Here is a 20,621-nt window from a genome sequence, read left to right on the forward strand (position 1 = left end):
GGCCTCTACATGCTGGTCGGCCTGGTGCTCTGGGTGGCGGTGCTCAAGTCCGGCGTCCATGCGACCCTGGCGGGCGTCATCGTCGGCTTCGTGATCCCGCTCAACGGCAAGCGCTACGCCTCGCCGCTCAAGCATCTGGAGCATGCGCTGCACCCCTGGAGCGCCTACCTCATACTGCCGCTGTTCGCCTTTGCCAACGCCGGCGTGTCCCTCGACGGGATCGGCCTGTCGGCCCTGCTGAGCCCGGTGCCGCTGGGCATCATGCTGGGGCTGTTCGTCGGCAAGCCGCTCGGGATCTTCACCATCAGCTGGCTGGCGGTGAAGCTGGGGGTGGCCCAGCTGCCAAGCGGGGTTAATTTCAAGCAGATCTTTGCCGTCAGCATCTTGTGTGGCATTGGCTTCACCATGTCGATGTTTATCGCGTCGCTGGCGTTCGAGCATGGCGGATTGGACTACGGTAGCTACTCCCGTCTCGGGATCCTGGTGGGATCGACCCTGGCGGCCGTGGTCGGCTATCTCGCCTTGCGGGTGTCGCTGCCCAACCGGGAGGCGGATCAAAGCACGGAGGGGTTATGAGAAGACTAGGATGGTTGGTGCTGCTGGCGAGCCCGGCGGTGTGGGGGAGCAGTCTGGCAGAGTGCCAGCAGGATGCGAGCTCGGCCGGTTGCTCGGCCTATCTGAACGGGGTGGTGGACAGTGCCCTCATGCTGGGGGACAAGCAGACCAAGGCCCAGTTCGGTGAGACCTTCAGCGAACGGGCCCTGAGCAGCCGGGCCGGGGAGCGGGTCAAGAAGTCCCACAAACGCTACTGCGGGGAGCGAATGCCAGATCCGGCCAGCCTGAAGCTGGTGCTGCAAAAGCAGTTCAGCGCAAACAAGGTTGACTCGATCAGCGACATGTATGACATTCTGGCGGTTGAACTCAGCTGCTACCGGAGCCCGCCAGCCGCGGGAACCCCATCGGATGTCACACCTTAACTACAACCATCTCTACTATTTTTGGATGACTCAGAAGAAGGGCTCCGTCACGCAAGCGGCGGAGGCCCTTTTTCTTACCCCCCAGACGGTCACCGGCCAGATCAAGCTGCTGGAGCAGCGTCTCGGTGGCAAGCTGTTGATCCGCAAAGGACGATCCCTCGAAGCCACCGAACTCGGCCAGCTGGTGTTTCGCTACGCTGACAAGATGTTCAGCCTCTCCTACGAGATGCTGGATATAGTCAACTATCGCAAGGAGAGCCAGATCCTGTTCGACGTCGGTATCGCAGATGCGCTCTCCAAACGCCTCGCGAGCCGGGTGCTGCTCTCCGTCATCCCGAACGATGGCTCCATTCATCTGCGCTGTTTCGAATCGACCCACGAGCTGCTGCTCGAGCAGTTGAGCGAGCACAAGCTCGACATGATCCTCTCCGACTGCCCGGTGGACTCCAGCCAGCATGCCGGCCTGCTCTCCAAGCGGCTCGGTGGTTGCGGCGTCAGCTTCTTCTGCAAGGCGCCACTGCCCGAGAAGGCCTTCCCGGCCTGCCTTGAGGAGCGCAAGTTGCTCATCCCCGGCCGGCGTACCGCCATGGGGCGCCAGCTGACCCAGTGGTTCGAGCAGCAGGGCATCTCTCCCAGCATCCTGGGGGAGTTCGACGATGCGGCTCTGATGAAGGCCTTCGGCTTCTTCAATCAGGGCATCTTCATGGCGCCCACCATCTACCGGGAGGAGATCCTGGAGGGGGAGGAGGTGATGCTGCTGGGAGAGACCCAGGATCTGATGGAGGAGTATTACGTCATCTTCGCCGAGCGGATGATCCAACATCCTGCTGTGAAACGGGTCTGTGAGAGTGATTTCTCCTTCCTGTTTGCCGGGCAGGAGAATTTTGCGTCGATCCAGCCCGCCACCCTGTCGTTTTAAATCGCGGGAGCAGGGGCTATGATGCCGGTTTGGCGAGAGAGGGTCTGAGATGCAGCTGGAAGAGATGGCGGCGAACGCCGGGCGGGCGGTTACCCTGCTCAAGGCGTTGGCCAATGAGCGGCGGCTGTTCATCCTGTGTCAGTTGCTGGAGCGGGAGCTGTCGGTGGGGGAGCTGAACGAGCGACTCGGCTTGAGCCAGTCGGCCCTGTCACAACATCTGGCGGTGTTGCGCCGTGATGAACTGGTGGCGACGCGAAAGGAGGCCCAGACGGTCTATTATTCGCTGCGCAGCCATGAGGTGTGCGAGATGATCGCCTTGCTGCACAAGTTGTACTGCAGCGCAGACAAATAAAAAACCGGCACTAGGCCGGTTTTTTTAACTTTGATCAGCCGAAGCTGATTAAGCCATAGCTTTGATCTGGGCAGACAGGCGGCTCTTGTGACGAGCAGCTTTGTTCTTGTGGATCAGGCCTTTGGTAGCCATGCGATCCATGATCGGCTGAGCGGTAGCGAAAGCAGCAACGGCAGCAGCTTTGTCGCCAGAAGCGATGGCAGCGATTACTTTCTTCAGGTAGGTACGGGTCATGGAACGACGGCTGGCGTTGTGTTGACGACGTTTCTCTGACTGAATCGCGCGCTTCTTAGCAGATTTGATATTAGCCAAGGTAAAACTCCTAAAACTGTCTTAGCGAGTGTATTGAAAAGGCCCGGAAATATGCCCTCCCAACCACATATTGTCAAATGATTTGTGCAAATAAACACCGCCCCCCGGTGGTGTGTCTGTGGGGAGGCGGTTAAACTGTCGGCCGATTCTACCAGCATTCTTTTCATTCTGACAGTTCCAGAGGCTTCGTCTTGAGTAAGAAATTGATCAAATCCGGCATGATAGTGTCCGCAATGACGCTGGCGTCCCGTGTGATGGGCTTGGTTCGCGATGTGGTCATCGCCAATCTGCTCGGCGCCGGGGTGGCGGCAGACGTCTTCTTCTTTGCCAACCGCATTCCCAACTTCCTGCGTCGCCTGTTCGCCGAAGGCGCTTTCAACCAGGCTTTCGTGCCCGTGATGACGGAGTACAAGAAAAATGGTGACGAGCAGGAGGTCCGTGAACTGCTGGCTGCGGTGGCGGGGACCCTGGGGGGAATCGTCACAGTCGTCACCCTGCTCGGGGTGCTGGGGTCTGGCGTCTTGACCGCCCTGTTCGGCTGGGGCTGGTTCTGGGACTGGCTGCACGGCGGCCCGGCTGCCGAGAAGTTCGAGCTGGCCAGCCTGATGCTCAAGATAACCTTCCCCTACCTCTGGTTCATTACCTTCACCGCCATGGCGGGGGCCATTCTCAACACCTTCGGCCGCTTCGCCGTCTCCTCCTTCACACCGGTGTTTCTCAACATCACCATGATAGGGGCGGCCTGGTGGATAGCGCCCCTGATGGACAGCCCGGAGATCGCACTGGCGATCGGTGTCTTCCTCGGCGGCCTGGTGCAGTTCCTGTTCCAGTATCCCTTCCTGCGCCAGATCAACATGCTGGTGTGGCCCAAGTGGGGTTGGCACCACCCAGGGGTGGTGAAGATCCGCACCCTGATGATCCCGGCACTGTTTGGTGTCTCGGTCAGCCAGATCAACCTGCTGATCAATACCATGCTCGCCTCTTTCCTGGCGACCGGTGCCATCAGCTACCTCTATTACTCGGACAGGCTGCTGGAGTTCCCCCTAGGCCTGTTTGCGGTGGCCATCAGTACCGTGATCCTGCCGGCCCTGGCGAAGAAGCACGTGGACGCGGATCCGGCCGACTTCTCCCGCACCATGGACTGGGGGGTGCGCATGGTGATGTTGCTCGGCCTGCCCGCCATGGTGGGGATCGCCGTGTTGCGCGAGCCCATACTGAGGGTGTTGTTCATGCGCGGCGAGTTCGGTCTGCATGAGGTGAGCATGTCGAGCGCCAGCCTGCTGGCCTCCACTACCGGCCTGCTCTCCCTGATGTTGATCAAGGTGCTGGCCCCCGGCTACTACGCCCGCCAGGACACCAAGACCCCGGTGCGGATCGGGGTCATGTCCATGGTGGCCAACATGGTGTGCAACCTCATCTTCATCTACCCGCTCGGCTATGTCGGGCTGGCGCTCGCCACCGCCTGCTCCGGTACCCTGAACGCCGCCCTGCTGTTCAAGGGGCTCTACGATCAGAAGGTCTACCGGCCATCCCGCGAGACCGGGATGTTCTGCCTCAAGCTGCTGACGGCGACCCTGCTGATGGGAGGCCTGCTTGCCTACTTGTCACCGGATCTCGCCCAGTGGGGCGCCTGGAGCATGGGCAAGGCCAGCCTGGAGCTGACCCTGCTGCTCTGCGCAGGCGGCGGCCTGTACGGGATCACCCTGCTGGCGTTCGGCATCCGGCCAAGGCATTTGAAGTCGGGTCAGCAGCAAGATTGATCTTGCTGTTCGGCGCCGTGCCGATTGCATCCGAGGCGCTTGAGGTTGGGCCACTGGGCCTGAAATCGGGTCTGCAGCAGGGCTGATCCTCACCGTGCGGATCGTGTCAGAGACGCTTGGCATTGAGCCAAGGTAGCTGAAATCGGGTCTGCAGCAGGGCTGACCCGCACTCGATGGATCTCGCCAGAGTGGACCAAGGTAGCTGAAATCGGGCCAGGAGGGCTGACCCTGCTGGCTGGCTGATATATAATCCGCCGATTTCCATGGCAGCAACGCACAAGGCACTGATGGAGCTTATTCGCGGCATTCACAATATCAAGCCCCGTCACCGGGGCTGTGTATTGACCATAGGCAACTTCGATGGGGTTCATCAGGGACACCATGCGGTGCTGGCCAGATTGCAGGCAAAAGCCGCTCAGCTGGGGCTGCCTGCCTGCGTCATGCTGTTCGAGCCCCAACCCCTCGAGCTGTTTGCAGGCTCGGCCGCACCCGCCCGCCTCAGCCGCTGGCGGGAGAAGTACGAAGCCCTCAAGGCCATGCAGATCGATCGCATGCTCTGCGTGCGTTTCACCCATCGCTTCGCCGAACAGGCCGCCAGCACCTTCATCGAGCAACTGCTGGTGGAGAAACTCGGCGTCCACTACCTGGTGGTGGGGGACGATTTTCGCTTCGGCCGCGGACGGGAGGGGGATTTCCAGCTACTGGAAGAGGCGGGGCGCCGCTTCGGCTTTGAGGTGATCAGCACCCAGAGCTTCCAGCTGTCTCGCCAGCGGGTCAGCAGCACGCTGGTGCGCGAGGCGCTGGCGGCCGGTCGCATGGCTGAGGTGGAGCTGATGCTCGGCCGCCCTTACGCCATCAGCGGCCGGGTGGCCCATGGCGACAAGCTGGGGCGCACCATAGGTTTTCCCACTGCCAACCTCGCCCTGAAACGGCAGGTGATCCCGGTCGGTGGCGTGTTCGCGGTGGAAGTGTTATGTTCCGGCAAGACCTTCCCCGGTGTCGCCAATGTGGGTGTACGGCCGACCTTGAGCGGTACACAAGCCAGATTGGAAGTACATCTATTTGATTTTTCTGGTGACTTATATGGTCAGCAGGTCAAGGTGCTGCTTCGCCACAAGCTGCGCGAAGAGCAGAAGTTTGCCTCTTTCACCGCCTTGAAAGAGCAGATCGAACGAGATGCCCTGGCGGCCCGAGCCTGGTTCGGGCTGCCACCATTCAATTTACCCAGCACTCTTTTAGAAAAGAAGGGAACCCAGGACTGATGAGCGACTATAAACACACCCTGAATCTGCCGGAAACCGAGTTTCCGATGCGTGGCGATCTGGCCAAGCGCGAACCCAACATGCTCAAGCGTTGGTACGATCAGGATCTTTACGGCGCCATTCGCCGCGCCAAAGCGGGCAAGCCTTCTTTCATTTTGCACGATGGCCCCCCCTATGCGAACGGCAGCATTCACATCGGTCACTCGGTCAACAAGATCCTCAAAGACATCATCATCAAGTCCAAGGGCATGGCGGGCTTCGATTCCCCCTATGTGCCAGGCTGGGATTGCCACGGTCTGCCCATCGAACTGAAAGTGGAAGGCATGGTCGGCAAGCCGGGGGAGAAGGTCTCCGCCGCCGAGTTCCGCGCCGAGTGCCGCAAATACGCCAAGACCCAGATCGAAGCGCAGAAGACCGACTTCATCCGTCTGGGTGTGTTGGGTGACTGGGAACACCCCTATCTGACCATGGATTTTGGCACCGAAGCCAACATCATCCGCTCCATGGCCAAGATCGTCGAGAACGGCCACCTGCACAAGGGCTCCAAGCCGGTGCACTGGTGTACCGACTGTGGTTCCGCCCTGGCCGAGGCCGAGGTCGAGTACTACGACAAGAACTCCCCCTCCATCGACGTGCGTTTCAAGGCCGTCGACGAAGCGGCCGTCGCTGCCAAGTTTGACTGCCCGGAAGGTCACACGGGTAAAGGTCCGCTCTCTGCCGTGATCTGGACCACCACCCCCTGGACCCTGCCGGCCAACCGCGCCATCGCCATGCACGTGGACCTGGACTACGCCCTGGTACAGGTCGAGGGTGACAATCCCGAGCGCCTGATCCTGGCCGCCGAGCTGGTCAAGGACGTGATGGACAGAGCCGGTATCGAGCAGTACCACAACCTGGGTTACGCCAAGGGTGCGGCCCTCGATTTGCTGCGCTTCAACCACCCCTTCTACCACTACGATGTACCGGTTGTGCTGGGTGATCACGTCACCCTGGACGCAGGTACCGGTATCGTCCATACAGCTCCTGGCCACGGTCAGGAAGACTTCGTGGTCGGCCAGAAGTACGGTCTGGAAGTGGCGAATCCCGTCGGCAGCAACGGTGTCTATCTGCCGGATACCGAACTGTTTGCCGGCCAGCACGTGTTCAAGGCCAACGCCGCCGTGGTGGACGTGCTGACCGAGCGTGGCGCCCTGCTGCATCATCAGGTGTTCAACCACTCCTACCCGCACTGCTGGCGTCACAAGACCCCGATCATCTTCCGTGCCACTCCCCAGTGGTTCATCAGCATGGAGCAGAACGGTCTGCGCAAGCGTGCCCTGGAAGAGATCGATCGCATCGAGACTCAAGGCATTGCCGAACACGGCCAGAGCGGCTGGGTACCGGCATGGGGCAAGAACCGCATCCAGGCCATGGTCGAGAACCGTCCCGACTGGTGCATCTCCCGTCAGCGTACCTGGGGCGTGCCCATCTCCCTGTTCGTTCACAAGGAGACCCAGCAGCTGCACCCGGAATCCGTCCGTCTGATGGAAGAGGTTGCCAAGCTGGTGGAACAGAAAGGCATCCAGGCCTGGTGGGATCTGGACAAGGCCGATCTGCTCGGCGCGGATGCCGACAACTATGACAAGGTGCCGGATACCCTGGACGTCTGGTTCGACTCGGGTTCGACCCACTCCTCAGTAGTGGATGCCCGTCCCGAGTTCAATGGCAACCCGGCCGACATGTATCTGGAAGGCTCGGATCAGCACCGTGGCTGGTTCATGTCCTCCCTGATGATCGGCGTGGCCATGAAGAACAAGGCCCCCTACAACCAGGTACTGACCCACGGCTTCACCGTGGATGGTCAGGGCCGCAAGATGTCCAAATCCATCGGCAACGTGGTCAGCCCCCAGGACGTGATGAACAAGCTGGGTGCCGACATCCTGCGTCTGTGGGTTGCGAGCACCGACTATACCGGTGAGATGACCGTCTCCGACGAGATCCTCAAGCGCAGCGCCGATGCGTATCGCCGTATCCGCAACACCGCCCGCTTCCTGCTGGCGAACCTGAACGGCTTCAATCCGGCGACCGACATGGTGGCACCTGCCGACATGGTAGTAGTGGATCGCTGGGCCGTGGGTCGTGCCAAGGCCGTGCAGGCCGAGATCGTGACCGCGTTCGATGAGTACAACTTCCACGGTGTGACCCAGAAGCTGATGCAGTTCTGCTCCATCGAGATGGGCTCCTTCTACCTGGATGTGATCAAGGACCGTCAGTACACCGCCAAGGCAGACAGCCTGGCCCGTCGCTCCTGCCAGACTGCCCTGTATCACATCGCCGAGGCCATGGTGCGCTGGATGGCGCCCATCATGAGCTTCACCGCCGACGAGATCTGGGCCCTGCTGCCGGGCGAGCGCGGTGAGTTCGTGTTCACCGAGGAGTGGTACGACGGCCTGTTCGGACTGGATGCTGGCGAGCAGATGGGCGATGCCTTCTGGGCCGAGATCCTGACTGTCCGTGGCGAGGTGAACAAGGCGCTGGAAGCGGCTCGTGGCGAGAAACGCATCGGCGGCTCCCTGCAGGCCGAGCTGACCCTGTTTGCCAAACCGGATCTGGCTGCGCGCCTGAATGCCCTGAGCGATGAACTGCGCTTCGTGCTGCTCACCTCCAAGGCCAAGGTTGTGGTGGCTGACAGCGCACCGGCTGACGCGGTCGCCACCGAGCGTGACGATCTCTGGCTGAGCGTGGCCCAGTCTGCCGCCGCCAAGTGCGATCGCTGCTGGCACCATGTGGAAGACGTAGGCACCATCAAGGGCCACGAAGAGATCTGTGGCCGCTGCGTCACCAACGTCGAGGGTGACGGCGAAACACGTCAATTTGCCTGATGAACATGACTCAAGACACTCAAAAAACCGGCCTGCGTTGGCTGTGGCTGGCGGTGCTGGCCTTCGTACTGGACCAGGCGAGCAAGCTCGCCGTGGTCAAGTTGCTGCCGTTTGGTTATCCGGGGGTGGAGATCACCCCCTTCTTCAACCTGGTGCATGTCTACAACAAGGGGGCGGCATTCAGCTTCCTGGCAGACCAGGGAGGCTGGCAACGCTGGTTCTTCGCGGTGCTGGCGTTTGCCATCTGCGGCCTGCTGATCCACTGGCTGCGCAAGCAGTCGGTGACCCAGCGTTGGAGCGGTATTGCCTATTCCCTCATCATCGGCGGGGCGCTCGGCAACGTGTTCGATCGTCTGGTGTTGGGCCATGTGGTCGATTTCCTCGACTTCTACTGGCAGCGATCCCACTGGCCGGCATTCAATCTGGCAGACAGCTTCATCTTCATCGGCGCCGCCATGATAGTGCTGGAAGGCTTTCGCAGTGAGAAGAAAAAGGAAGCGACCTCATGAGCCAGCAGATTGCCGCTGACAGCAGCGTGCTGTTCCATTTCGCCATCAAGCTGGAAGATGGTTCGGTCGCCGACAGCACTGCGCTGCACGGCAAGCCGGCCCGCCTGCGGATGGGGGATGGGAGCCTGACGATGAGCTTCGAGCAGTGCCTGCTGGGGCTGCAGCAAGGGGAGGCCAAGAGCTTCACTTTGGCGCCGGAGCAGGCTTTCGGCCTCTCCAACCCCGACAACATCTACCATCTGGACAGAGCCAAGTTCGGCGCCGATATGGAGCCCAAGGTCGGCACCATCATGGTGTTCGATCAGCCTAACGGCGGCGAGTTGCCCGGCATTATTCGGGCGGTGGAAGGCATGTCGGTGACGGTTGATTTCAATCATCCCCTGGCGGGTCACACCGTCACCTTCGAGGTGGAGATCCTGGGCATCGATGACGAGGAGCTTGCCCACTGATGGCTACCCTGATCGCTAACCCCTGCGGATTTTCCCGTCTCGATGTCGGCCGGACTATCGTCATGAGTGAGGTGCACTGATGGATATTCTGCTGGCTAATCCCCGCGGCTTTTGCGCCGGCGTCGACCGTGCCATCAGCATAGTCGAGAGCGCGCTGGAGAAGTTCGGTGCGCCCATCTATGTGCGCCACGAGGTGGTACACAACCGCTACGTGGTGAACAAGCTCAAAGAGGCGGGCGCCGTGTTCGTCGAGGAGCTCGACGAGGTGCCGGACGACAGCATCGTCATCTTCTCCGCCCACGGCGTCGCCAAGACGGTGCGCGAGATGGCGAAATCCCGTGCCCTCAAGGTGTTCGACGCAACCTGCCCGCTGGTGACCAAGGTGCACATGGAGGTCCATCGTGCCAGCCGCAAGGGCTCCGAGGCGGTGCTGATCGGTCACGCCGGTCACCCCGAGGTGATCGGCACCATGGGGCAGTATGAGAATCCGGAAGGGGGCATGTATCTGGTGGAAACACCCGAGGATGTCGCCACACTGCAGGTGAAGAACCCGGATGACCTCTGCTTTGTCACCCAGACCACCCTCAGCGTGGATGAGACCTCGGATGTCATCGATGCCTTGCGTGCGCACTTCCCCAAGATCCAGGGGCCGCGCAAGGATGACATCTGCTACGCCACCCAGAACCGCCAGGATGCAGTGCGGGAGATGGCGGGGTTGGTGGATGCCATGCTGGTGGTCGGGTCGCGTAACTCTTCCAATTCCAATCGCCTGCGGGAGCTGGCCGAGAAGGTGGGAGCGCGCGCCTACCTTATCGACGATGCCTCCATGATCGAGCCAAGCTGGCTGGAAAGTGTAGAGCGTATCGGGGTAACGGCCGGGGCCTCCGCTCCCGACATCCTGGTGCAGAACGTCATCACCCGTCTGCGTGAGTTGGGGGGCAAGATAGTGACGGAGCACCCTGGCCGTGAGGAGAACGTGGTGTTCGAAGTGCCGCCAGAGCTTAGAATTATTTGAATATGGCCAGGATGGCCTAAGAATAAAGCGTGAAGTTTCTAATGCCGGATTTGTCGTTGCGACCAATCCGGCATTAGACTGTCAGGACTACCAGTCACCAAGGATGGGACATGATTGGGTTCTATCGAGGCTTTTCCCTCATCGAATTGATGATAGTCGTCGCAATCGTGGCGATTCTTGGCACTATTGCCTACCCCTCTTATCAGCGTTACCTGCTGATCAGCCACCGCGTTGATGCCAAAAATATGCTGTTGGATGCCGCCAACAGACAAGAAACCTATTTTATGGACTTCAATCAGTACGCCTCTACCTCGGCTGCGCTGAATATCTCCGACCACTCGGAGTCCGGTCTTTATCATCTGGTTATTTCCGCTGCCGGCAATACATTTACCCTGTTTGCGACAGCATCGGGGGCGCAAGGCTCCGATAGCGACTGCATCATCTTCTCCATCGATCAGAACGGGACCCGCAGTGCCACTCGGCTTGGCAATACCACCAACAACGCTTGTTGGGACTAGCCGATGAAACTACAACGTCGCTGTCGGATGACCGGATTCAGTCTGCTGGAGGTGATGATAGCCGCCGTGGTGCTCTCTTTTGGCCTGCTTGGCCTGGTGGCCATGCAGGCGACGGCCAAGTTTTCAAGCTACGAGGCCCGTCAACGCACCATCGCCAGCTGGTTGGCCAACGATCTGGTGGAGCGAGTCAGAATCAACAAGGACAGCTGGTCAGCTCAAAGCATTGCTGTGGTATCGAGCGCTGCACCAAACCTGCCCACTTGTGCCAGCAACGATGGCACCATGGCGGGTTGCAGCCGTAGCGACAGGCAGGCGCTTGATCTCTTCTATTGGCAACGCTCTCTTATGGGAACAGCCGTTTCTGGAGCCATCTCAGGAGCCGGTGCGTCTCTTCAGTCCCCGGTCGGTTGTGTCATTCGCGGTGCCAATAACAGCCTGACTGTGGGGATTTTCTGGCGTGGTCGTCAGTCCCTGTCCGATGGTAGCGGCTCCGTCACTGCTGTACGTAACAGTTGTGGTCTCAACAACGCAGTCGATCGGCAGAGGCGTCAGTTTGTGCTGACGACGACCCTATGAACGCCCGCGGCTTTACGCTGGTCGAGTGGTTGATTGCTATGTTGATAGGCGTTTTTCTGGTCGGCGGTGGCTTGAGTATCTTTGTGGCGTCCCGTGCTACCACGGAGGATGCCTTCGATCAGAGCGAGTTGCAGGAGAACGGCCGCATCGCCATGCGCATGCTCACTCAGGATCTGAAATGGGCGGGTTTCTGGGGAGATTACACGGGTTCTCCCATGGCCACGGGGCAGGGAGTGACATTGAGTACTGGGTCTACCGTCGCTTCGTCAGATGACTGCCTGGATAACTTGGGGCGAGGCAGCTTGCCGCCCAATGTAGGGACAAACAGAGCCCTTTGGGTCACGCGGATTGATAACAACAAGCTGACTACTGCAAGTGCGTTTGCCTGTATTCCCGTCGCTTCACGTATCGCCAACACAGACGTCATTAGCATCAAGCGGCTGATGGGCCGTCCTCTCACCGATGCCAATGCTGCTGGCAACCGCTTCTATCTTGCCACGACAACTCAGGCCGCCCAGATGTTCAAGGGGGGAGAGACGATACCGACTGTCGGGACCATGCCAGCACGCCAGTTATGGGAATATCAACACGTTATTTATTATCTTTCCCCCAATGCGACCACGAACAGCCCTGAGTTGAGGAAGCGATACCTGACGGCCAATGCGGGCTCAGTTCTGATTGGTGGTGCCATGGCAGAAGGCATTGAGCGATTGAACGTATTATTTGGAGTGGATGACAGCCAGGTACCTGATGGATCCATCGATCGTTATGTCGCTACCACTAATGTCACCGAACAAGAGTGGAGTGAGGGACGTGTCGTCGCTGCCAGAGTCTTCGTGCTCGTTCGTTCATTGCAAGCATCGCTCCGCTACGCCAATAACAACACCTATCAGGTTGGCGACATATCGGTTTCGGGCAATGGTGATGGATTTCGCCGGTTGTTACTGGAAACCAGCGTATCACTGCGTAATCCGGCGGTGATTAGCGGGGGTGGGTCATGAAAACTCAGCGCGGTGTGGCCCTGATCGTGGCTTTGATTATCCTGGTTCCTTTGACCTTGATTGCGGTGGTGGTGATGCAGTCATCGGGACAGGATCTCAAGATGGCTGGCGCGGCGGCCAGTTTCCGACAGGCAGAGCATAGACTCGAAGGGATCATTGAGGCCGCCATGCAGAGCAATAACGTGTCGACACTGATCTCGAATATGGGTGCCAGTGCGGCCATCACCGTCAACAGCAGCAATGCTTCAGCCGCGGTGGCTCTTACCACTCGTACCGAGACCGTCTGCAAGCGCAAGGTTGAGGCCAGCAGCAACAACGTCATTCCGGCATGTAAGTATGTCGAGCTGCAGACCACCGTGAATTATGGAAAATATGCGAGCCAGTTGAACTGGGTTGCAGGCGTGGAACAACCACTGCTCACCAAATAGGAGCGAAGGATATGTGGTTACGACAAATTGGAATTGTCTTGTGCTGGTCCAGCATGATACTGGTCGCCAATACAACGAGAGCCGATGACACCGAGCTCTTTATTTATGACTTCAACAAGGCTGGTGATTTCCGCCCCAAGGTTCTGCTGATATTCGATAACTCAGGTAGCATGGCGGATACCATGGAGCAGATCAAAGAAACCTATAACCCAGCGACCGTTTATCCAGCCCTTAACAATGATCCCGATACGGCCAACAGCAATAAATTTATCTATTTCTCTACGGATGGCAGTATCCCGGCCATCAACAGCAATAAGCGTTTCTCCGACAAGTTGAATGCCTGCGCCACCTCCAAGACTCCGCTTGCCAATACGGGATATTTTCAGTCTCAGATGTGGAGTTACGAGGTGGAGAACGGCACGCCCCCGGGGAGAGGCCGGGGGGAATGGTATTCTCTTAGCGGTTATCAGGTGAGTAATATCAGCCTGGTTGACTGCAAGCAGGACGTGACGGCAAGCAATCCGGCGAACCCCTATACCGGGAACTGGTCGGTGGGGACGGGTTATCCGGTGGATAAGACCAGCAATACCCGGGGGGAGTGGTTCTATACGGCGAGTAAAAACAATGCCGTTAATGCCAGTAATACGGCGGTAACTATTTATTCAGCCAATTATATTCGTTGGTACTATGGACCAACAGGCTACTCGATACAATCCAGGCTGCGTATTGCCAAAGATGCGGTGAAAGGTCTTATTTCATCTACCCCTGGCGTCGACTTTGGTCTGGCGATTTTCAATCGAAATGATGACACAGATAACAATGGCGGTCGCATTGTCAGGGATATCCTTGGCAGTGAGGTGACGCTGAGCAACGGCAAGACCGGGGAGCAGGATCTGCTGGATCGAGTCGAGGCACTGACAGCCAGCACCAATACTCCGCTTTGCGAGACGTTGAGGGAGGCGTACCAGTTCTTCGGAGGCAAGGCTGTGGTCTATGGCCTGCAAGGCTCCCCGAGAGATACCACGGCAGAGAGCCCGGCCGGTACCTACCAGGCCCCGTATGATAACTGCTCCAACAACGGTTATGTCATCTATATCACAGATGGCGAGCCGACTCAGGACACCTCATCAAACACATTTGTGCAAGGGTTGATCAATACGCTCTCGACCGATGAAAAGGCTGCTTATGGTTCGACCGTGGCCTATGGGTCAGGTAGCCCCAAACCAACCAGCTATCTGGCCGCTCTGGCCGGCTATATGAAGCACAAGGATGTCAATTCCGTCTCCCCTGGCACCCAGACGGTGACTACCTTTACCGTAGGTTTTGGTGATGAGGCGGTCAGCGGAGCGGGGAATCTGCTGGCGGAGACGGCGCGGCGCGGTGGGGGGGAATATTATCCGGCAACCAATGCCTCCGCCCTGACTGACGCCTTGAAAGCCTCTCTGCTCGCCATCCTCAGAATCAACACTTCCTTGGTTTCGCCGGCCATTGCCAGCAATAACTTCGATAGGACTCGTAGTCTCAACAATATCTACTACGCCATGTTTGAGCCGGATGTGGGGCCGAGGTGGCGGGGCAACTTGAAAAAATTGATGTTCTCCACGGATGGTTATGTCGCAGACAGCCGTGGCCTGCCTGCCATCAAGTTTGATGGGACCATACTCGACAGCGCCCAGACCTACTGGTCATCAACCAAAGATGGTAACAGGGTGGCAGAGGGTGGCGCACAGGCCATGCTGGCGGCCAAGAGCTCCCGAAGCCTCTATGTCATCAATAATGCTCAAACTAGGCTCGATGTCTTGACCAAGGCAAACCTGGTTTCTCAGGCGGGCACTGAGGCGGCGCTGATGACCTGGATGAAAGCCAGCGACACGGCCGAGCTCGACAAGCTGATCGACTGGACCAAGGGATTGGATGTCGATGATGAAGACTTCGATACCTCGACGACTATCCGTACCCATATCATGGGGGACCCCCTGCACTCCCGTCCGCTGGTGCTGAACTACGGGCCCCAGTCAGGCAATATGACGGATGCGCCTGACTTGCGGATAGTGTTTGGCACCAATGCCGGCTTCCTGCACATGTTCAAGGATATGGGCAGCACCATAGACGAGAGTTGGGCCACCATTCCCTATGAATTCCTGGCGAACCAGAAAGCGTTGCGTGCCAATGCCGAGTCCGCGGAACACCTCTATGGTGTCGACTCCTCTCCCGTTGCCCTTATCAAAGACGCCAATCGCAACGGGGTACTGAAAGCCTCCGAAAGTGACTTTGTCTGGGTGTTTACCGGTCTGAGAAGCGGTGGCAAGGCGTATTACGCCTTCGATCTGTCTAACCCGAATACCCCGACTCTGAAATGGCGGCTAAATGCCCAGTCCACGGGATTTGGTACCCTGGGGCTGACCTGGTCGGTCCCCGAGGTGGCCTTCGTTCCAGGGGTCACAGATCCCGTGTTGATATTTACCGGAGGCTATGACACCAACAAGAGTGTTGCGGGGCTGGGAACCAATGACAGTACTGGCTTGGGGATCTATATCGTTAATGCCGCAACGGGAGTTCTTGTATTCAGCGCGACCCCGGCGGCCACCTCGACCTCCAATCTGCAGGTCAGCGGCATGACAGACAGTATGCCGGGCTCAGTCGCAACGCTTGATAGCGATGGGGATGACAAGGTCGATCGCATCTATGCGGGGGATACGGGCGGCAACATCTGGCGGATGGACCTGCCCTCTGCCACCAAGTCGGACTGGCGGGTCTTCAAGTTTGCCAGCCTGGGGTCTGACTCGATGTTGGCGGATGATCGCCGCTTCTTCATCCAGCCCGTCGTGGTTCGGACCATCAACAAACAAGTGACGGCAACGGTCGTCGGGGGGAATACGACCTACTCCTATCAGGATCGCCCCTTCGATGCCGTCCTGATCGGCAGTGGCGATCGCAATCGCCCGTCGTCCGAATCGACCGTCCGTAACGGGTATTTCATGCTGCGTGACTATGATGTTATGCCGCGTGCCGCCAATGCGACGGCCAGAGATCCTATCTTGATATCAAACCTCTACGATGTGACCAATGATCCCCTGTCGGCTCAGACGACAACTGCGGGTACGCTGGCAACCAAGGCCGGTATTACCAGCGCCAAAGGCTGGGTGAACTGGTTGAATGAAGAGGGGGAGAAATCTCTGGGGGCCGGGGTGGTCTTGCAGGGCAAACTCTATTTCACCTCCTTCTTGCCACAAGTGCAGTCGTTCCAGCAATGTACCATTCAGTCCATCGGGGCTGCTCGCCAATACATGATGGATATGCACTATGGCAGCTCCTTCCGCTACGTGGTTGATCTGGATGGCAATGAGACGCCGGAGCGCTATGTCGAGGTGCAGAATAAGGTGGCGGACGATCTGGTGGTACATGCCGGCGATGATGCCAAGATCCGCATCCTGGGGGGCGGCAGCGGGGAGGAAGTCATCCTCAAAGATGATGGTAGTGGTGAGCCGGAGCGCTGTACCGGTGGGGGCGAATGTGCCCAGGGAGCGGAAGAGGCTGAGATGGACATGTCGCTCAAGAAGATTTACCTCTACGAAGGAGAGGCGCAATGAAACCGCTGAAGATGGTGTTGGGCCTCGGCATACTGCTGTCAGGCGCCGCAATGGCGGATGATATGAAGTGCTATGCCGAACTGACCAACGGGCAGAGAGTCGTGCTGCATGGAACCGTAGCGGAGAGCGGCCAGCAGGCAGTACAGGAGAAGTTTGAGCAGCGAGGATACGAGGTCAACGGTGTCGTGGTGCCTGTGCACAAGCTGTTGGAGTGCCGCCCCCTGGAGGACAAGTTTCAGTCAAAGGAGGGGCAGCAGCAGGATGCGGCCCAGTTACGATAGCGAACCAAGCGCATCAAGGGCAGGTATTGGCCTGAGTGGACTGGGTAGCGCGGCCTGATGGGGCAATGATCAAGTTGACCTGAGCATTGCCGGGGCTGCAGAGACTGAGGGTGGCATTGGTGACTAAGCTGGTGCCATCCGGGCTGAAGGTGGTGGAAAGCCGGTTGTTGGAAGCGGTCAGCGTCCTGGGGAATGCCGGACTTCTTGCCAAAAATTGCTCTCCATTATTGAGCACGTTGTTGCTGTTGGTATCGACGAAGATCAAGACTTGGGTCGGATTGGCCGTGACGCAGTTGTCGCTGGCGTTGGCTAGGCAGGCCGTGACAGTTTGTTGGTTGTCGACAGCCTGACTGCGAGCGAAACGCAAATATTTAAGGACTGAGCGGGATTCAAACTGCAGGGTGTTTTGATTGAGCAGGCTCGACATGGCGGGGGCCCCTATCCCGAGCAAGATAACCCCCAGACTGACGGCAATCATCAGCTCAAGCAGGGTGAATCCTTTCACATCCTTGACCATGGCAATGTCTCCCTTGATTAGTTACATCTTATCTCCTGGCAGCCAGAACTCCAGCGCAAAGCCCAAGTGTTGAGCTGGCACAGCCAGCGCCTTTTCTTTATCATTCCCCATCATTTTCGAATTCAAGATGCATCGCCATGGCAAAAGCCCTCTCTCTGATGCTTGCCCAGTTAAATCTGACGGTAGGCGCCATCGAAGATAACTGTGACAAGGTGCTGGCCGCGGCCGCGCAGGCGGATCTGCAAGGTGCCGATCTGCTGGTGTGCTCCGAGCTGGCGCTGACCGGTTATCCGCCGGAAGACTTGCTGCTGCGTGCCGACCTGATGATCCGGGTCGACGCCGCGCTGGCGCGTGTCTCGGCCTGGGCTGGCCAGTGCGCCATCCTGGTGGGTCACCCCTGGCGTGAAGAGGGGGCGCTCTACAACGCGGCCTCCCTCTATGAGCAGGGCAAGCTGGTCGCCCGCTACTTCAAGCAGGATTTGCCGAACTACGGGGTGTTTGATGAGAAGCGCTATTTCAGCACCGGCTCGAAGACTTGCGTGGTGCCGTTCCGTGGTCATCAGCTGGGGCTGCTTATCTGCGAAGATCTGTGGCAACCGGGTCCTGCGCTGGCAGCCAAGGCAGCGGGCGCCGAGTTGCTGCTCACCATCAATGCCTCACCCTACGACAGGGAAAAGCCCTGGGTTCGCCACGAGCTGATGACGGAGCGCTGCGCCCAGACCGGTTTGCCGCTCGTCTACCTCAATCAGGTGTGCGGTCAGGATGAGCTTATCTTCGATGGCTGCTCCAAGGTGTTTAACGGCCAGGGCGAGCTGACTCATAAGCTGGCCCCCTTCGCCGAGGAACTGGCACTGGTGCGTTTTGAAAGCGCTCAGCCGGTGAAGATGCAAGAACCCGCCGCCTCCCTCTCGCCCCTGGCCGAGATCTACCAGGCGCTGGTACTGGCGGTGCGCGACTACATCACCAAAAACGGCTTCCAGGGCGCCGTACTGGGCCTCTCCGGCGGGATTGACTCCGCCCTGACCCTGGCTATCGCTGCCGACGCCATCGGTGCCGACAAGGTGCAGGCGGTGATGATGCCGTTCCGCTACACAGCCCAGATGAGCGTGGAAGATGCCAAAGAGCAGGCCGAGCGGATGGGGGTGGAGTTTGACATCATCTCCATCGAGCCCATGTTCGAAGGCTTCATGGCCCAGCTGGCGCCACTGTTTGCCGGTACCGCCCGCGACACCACGGAAGAGAACCTGCAGGCCCGCTGCCGCGGCGTGCTCTTGATGGCGCTCTCCAACAAGCGTCGCCGCATCGTGTTGACCACCGGCAACAAGAGCGAGATGGCGGTGGGTTATGCGACCCTGTACGGCGACATGGCCGGCGGCTTCGATGTGCTCAAAGACGTGCCCAAGACGCTGGTCTTCAAGCTGTGCGAGTATCGCAACACGGTCGATTACGTGATCCCGCAGCGGGTCATCGATCGTCCCCCCTCGGCAGAGCTGGCACCGGATCAGGTGGATCAAGACAGCCTGCCTCCCTATGACATCCTGGATGCCATCCTCAAGCGCTATGTGGAAGAGGATGCCTCGGTCGTCGACATGGTGGCGGAGGGCTTCGAGGAGGCTGTGGTTCGCAAGGTGATCCGGCTGGTGGATCTCAACGAATACAAGCGCCGTCAGGCCGCCGTCGGGCCCCGTATCACGGCCCGCAACTTTGGTAAGGATCGCCGTTACCCCATTACGTCCGGGTTTGGCAAACAGAACTGGTAAGGAGTCACCATGAAGAAGATTGAAGCCATCATCAAACCGTTCAAGCTGGACGATGTACGCGAGGCCTTGGCCGAGATCGGCATCAATGGCATGACGGTGTCCGAGGTCAAGGGGTTTGGCCGTCAGAAAGGTCACACCGAGCTCTACCGTGGCGCCGAATACATGGTGGATTTCCTGCCCAAGGTCAAGGTGGAGCTGGTGGTGCAGGACGAGGATCTCGACGCCTGCCTGGAAGCGATTCAGAACACGGCCCGTACCGGCAAGATCGGTGATGGCAAGATTTTCGTCTGTGAAGTTGAGAGGGTAATTCGCATTCGTACTGGCGAAGAGAACGAAGACGCTATTTAACGTTATGAATGTGTTTTTTCGTAGTGAAGACAAGTACCTCGGCGTGTCCTTGATGTGGATGCGCCTCTGGGTGATGGCGGGTCTGCTGCTGAGCCTGACGGCCTGCAGCACCAAGCCGCCGGCCCAGCCGGAAAACCTGTGCCAGATCTTTCGGGAGAAGCCGGACTGGCACAAGGCGGCGCTGCGGATGAACGAGCGCTGGGGCACACCGGTGCACGTGGTCATGGCCATGATGTATCAGGAGTCCTCCTTCGTGCACGATGCCCAGCCGCCGATGCAGTATTTCCTGTTCATCCCCACCGGGCGTGCCAGCTCTGCTTACGGCTACGCCCAGGTGAAGGATGAGACCTGGGATGACTACCAGCGGGAGAGCGGCAACGGCTGGAGCGATCGGGACGACTTTGCCGACGCCATCGATTTCATGGGCTGGTACACTAACAAGGCCCAGCGGCTGAACGGCACCTCCAAGTGGGATGCCTACGGTCAGTATCTCAACTATCACGAAGGCTGGGGCGGTTACCGGCGTGGCAGCTACCGTGCCAAGGGGTGGCTGATGAAGGTCTCCCGCAAGGTGGAGGCCCGCGCGCAGCGCTACGGCGCCCAGTATCGACAATGCAAGAATCAACTCCCCAGCGGGGGCTGGTTCTCGTAACCCAATCAGGAGTCAGAAATGCCGTTATTGGACAGTTTTACCGTTGACCACACCCGCATGGAAGCCCCGGCGGTGCGGGTCGCCAAGACCATGCAGACCCCGAACAAGGACACCATTACCGTGTTCGATCTGCGCTTCTGCGTGCCGAACCAGGAGATCCTCTCCGAGCGCGGCATCCACACCCTGGAGCACCTGTTTGCCGGCTTCATGCGGGATCATCTGAACGGCAACGGGGTCGAGATCATCGACATCTCCCCCATGGGTTGCCGTACCGGCTTCTACATGAGCCTGATCGGCGCACCGGATGAGGCCCGTGTCGGCGCCGCCTGGAAAGCCGCCATGAGCGACGTGCTGACCGTGCAGGAGCAGGGCAAGATCCCCGAGCTGAACGAATACCAGTGCGGTACCTATGCCATGCACTCCCTGGAGGAGGCCCATGCCATCGCCCGCCAGGTGCTGGAGCGCGGCATCGGCGTCAACCACAACGACGAGCTGGCCCTGCCGGAAGAGAAGCTCAAGAGCCTCTGAGGTCGA

The 20,621-nt window shown here is 59.0% G+C and carries 22 protein-coding genes; 20 read left to right on the forward strand and 2 right to left on the reverse strand.

Features of this window, described 5'->3' with window-relative positions:
* From nhaA to CUC44_RS19740, 4 genes are all read left to right on the forward strand, one after another.
* Positions 1-576: Na+/H+ antiporter NhaA (gene nhaA, locus CUC44_RS19725; protein ID WP_100861568.1), on the forward strand; the 576-nt coding region annotated here is incomplete at its 5' end.
* Positions 573-977 (forward strand): hypothetical protein, encoded by a 405-nt coding sequence (locus CUC44_RS19730; RefSeq protein WP_100861569.1) that lies wholly within the window; start codon positions 573-575, stop codon positions 975-977. The genes nhaA and CUC44_RS19730, both read left to right, overlap by 4 nt.
* Positions 964-1,896 (forward strand): transcriptional activator NhaR, encoded by a 933-nt coding sequence (gene nhaR / locus CUC44_RS19735; RefSeq protein ID WP_100861570.1) that lies wholly within the window; start codon positions 964-966, stop codon positions 1,894-1,896. Before CUC44_RS19730 ends, nhaR begins: the two co-directional genes overlap by 14 nt.
* A 49-nt stretch (positions 1,897-1,945) precedes the next feature.
* A complete protein-coding gene (locus CUC44_RS19740) occupies positions 1,946-2,248 on the forward strand; it encodes an ArsR/SmtB family transcription factor (protein WP_100861571.1) in 303 nt (100 codons plus the stop codon).
* A 48-nt stretch (positions 2,249-2,296) separates the two neighbouring features.
* On the opposite strand, the gene rpsT is transcribed toward CUC44_RS19740, so the two are convergent.
* Positions 2,297-2,560 carry a 30S ribosomal protein S20 gene (rpsT, locus tag CUC44_RS19745; protein WP_005892298.1) on the reverse strand — a complete coding sequence of 88 codons (264 nt, stop codon included), beginning with the start codon at positions 2,558-2,560 and terminating at the stop codon, positions 2,297-2,299.
* A gap of 191 nt (positions 2,561-2,751) precedes the next feature.
* Here rpsT and murJ point away from each other — a divergent pair, with 191 nt between their 5' ends.
* From murJ to CUC44_RS19805, 12 genes are all read left to right on the forward strand, one after another.
* Entirely contained in the window at positions 2,752-4,320 is a 1,569-nt protein-coding gene (murJ, locus tag CUC44_RS19750; RefSeq protein ID WP_100861572.1) for a murein biosynthesis integral membrane protein MurJ, read from the forward strand.
* Between the two features lie 287 nt (positions 4,321-4,607).
* Positions 4,608-5,582 carry a bifunctional riboflavin kinase/FAD synthetase gene (gene ribF, locus CUC44_RS19755; protein WP_100861573.1) on the forward strand — a complete coding sequence of 325 codons (975 nt, stop codon included), beginning with the start codon at positions 4,608-4,610 and terminating at the stop codon, positions 5,580-5,582.
* Positions 5,582-8,443, forward strand: coding sequence for an isoleucine--tRNA ligase (gene ileS, locus CUC44_RS19760; protein WP_100861574.1), 2,862 nt, complete (start codon positions 5,582-5,584; stop codon positions 8,441-8,443). The genes ribF and ileS overlap by 1 nt, the downstream gene beginning before the upstream one ends.
* Positions 8,443-8,952, forward strand: coding sequence for a signal peptidase II (gene lspA / locus CUC44_RS19765; RefSeq protein ID WP_100861575.1), 510 nt, complete (start codon positions 8,443-8,445; stop codon positions 8,950-8,952). Before ileS ends, lspA begins: the two co-directional genes overlap by 1 nt.
* Positions 8,949-9,401, forward strand: coding sequence for an FKBP-type peptidyl-prolyl cis-trans isomerase (fkpB, locus tag CUC44_RS19770; protein WP_100861576.1), 453 nt, complete (start codon positions 8,949-8,951; stop codon positions 9,399-9,401). Before lspA ends, fkpB begins: the two co-directional genes overlap by 4 nt.
* Positions 9,402-9,480: 79 nt before the next feature.
* Positions 9,481-10,416 carry a 4-hydroxy-3-methylbut-2-enyl diphosphate reductase gene (ispH, locus tag CUC44_RS19775; protein ID WP_100861577.1) on the forward strand — a complete coding sequence of 312 codons (936 nt, stop codon included), beginning with the start codon at positions 9,481-9,483 and terminating at the stop codon, positions 10,414-10,416.
* Positions 10,417-10,526: 110 nt separating this feature from the next.
* Positions 10,527-10,934, forward strand: a complete 408-nt coding sequence (gene tppA, locus CUC44_RS19780) for a type IVa pilus pseudopilin TppA (protein ID WP_100861578.1) — start codon at positions 10,527-10,529, stop codon at positions 10,932-10,934.
* A 3-nt stretch (positions 10,935-10,937) separates the two neighbouring features.
* On the forward strand, positions 10,938-11,510 hold the full coding sequence (pilV, locus tag CUC44_RS19785) for a type IV pilus modification protein PilV (protein WP_100861579.1): 573 nt from the start codon (positions 10,938-10,940) through the stop codon (positions 11,508-11,510).
* Positions 11,507-12,511, forward strand: a complete 1,005-nt coding sequence (locus CUC44_RS19790; RefSeq protein WP_100861580.1) for a PilW family protein — start codon at positions 11,507-11,509, stop codon at positions 12,509-12,511. Before pilV ends, CUC44_RS19790 begins: the two co-directional genes overlap by 4 nt.
* Positions 12,508-12,939 carry a type IVa pilus pseudopilin TppD gene (gene tppD / locus CUC44_RS19795; protein ID WP_100861581.1) on the forward strand — a complete coding sequence of 144 codons (432 nt, stop codon included), beginning with the start codon at positions 12,508-12,510 and terminating at the stop codon, positions 12,937-12,939. Before CUC44_RS19790 ends, tppD begins: the two co-directional genes overlap by 4 nt.
* A gap of 11 nt (positions 12,940-12,950) precedes the next feature.
* Positions 12,951-16,529, forward strand: a complete 3,579-nt coding sequence (locus CUC44_RS19800; protein WP_100861582.1) for a pilus assembly protein — start codon at positions 12,951-12,953, stop codon at positions 16,527-16,529.
* Positions 16,526-16,810: a TapY2 family type IVa secretion system protein gene (locus CUC44_RS19805; protein WP_100861583.1), complete on the forward strand. Its 285-nt coding sequence runs from the start codon at positions 16,526-16,528 to the stop codon at positions 16,808-16,810. Before CUC44_RS19800 ends, CUC44_RS19805 begins: the two co-directional genes overlap by 4 nt.
* A gap of 13 nt (positions 16,811-16,823) precedes the next feature.
* On the opposite strand, the gene CUC44_RS19810 is transcribed toward CUC44_RS19805, so the two are convergent.
* Positions 16,824-17,327, reverse strand: a complete 504-nt coding sequence (locus CUC44_RS19810; RefSeq protein WP_100861584.1) for a GspH/FimT family pseudopilin — start codon at positions 17,325-17,327, stop codon at positions 16,824-16,826.
* Positions 17,328-17,464: 137 nt separating this feature from the next.
* On the opposite strand from CUC44_RS19810, the gene CUC44_RS19815 reads away from it, so the two are divergent.
* From CUC44_RS19815 to luxS, 4 genes are read left to right on the forward strand one after another with little or no spacing between them, the layout of a single operon-like run.
* Complete coding sequence (locus tag CUC44_RS19815) at positions 17,465-19,087, forward strand: NAD+ synthase (protein WP_100861585.1); 1,623 nt, start codon at positions 17,465-17,467, stop codon at positions 19,085-19,087.
* 9 nt (positions 19,088-19,096) lie between these two features.
* Positions 19,097-19,435: a nitrogen regulatory protein P-II gene (gene glnB, locus CUC44_RS19820; RefSeq protein ID WP_005308848.1), complete on the forward strand. Its 339-nt coding sequence runs from the start codon at positions 19,097-19,099 to the stop codon at positions 19,433-19,435.
* 58 nt (positions 19,436-19,493) lie between these two features.
* Positions 19,494-20,087 carry a transglycosylase SLT domain-containing protein gene (locus tag CUC44_RS19825; RefSeq protein ID WP_244166807.1) on the forward strand — a complete coding sequence of 198 codons (594 nt, stop codon included), beginning with the start codon at positions 19,494-19,496 and terminating at the stop codon, positions 20,085-20,087.
* A gap of 18 nt (positions 20,088-20,105) precedes the next feature.
* Positions 20,106-20,615 (forward strand): S-ribosylhomocysteine lyase, encoded by a 510-nt coding sequence (gene luxS, locus CUC44_RS19830; protein WP_100861587.1) that lies wholly within the window; start codon positions 20,106-20,108, stop codon positions 20,613-20,615.
* Positions 20,616-20,621: the final 6 nt, after the last annotated feature.

Origin of the sequence: Aeromonas lusitana (assembly GCF_002812985.1) — a bacterium.
Taxonomy (GTDB): Bacteria; Pseudomonadota; Gammaproteobacteria; order Enterobacterales; family Aeromonadaceae; genus Aeromonas; species Aeromonas lusitana.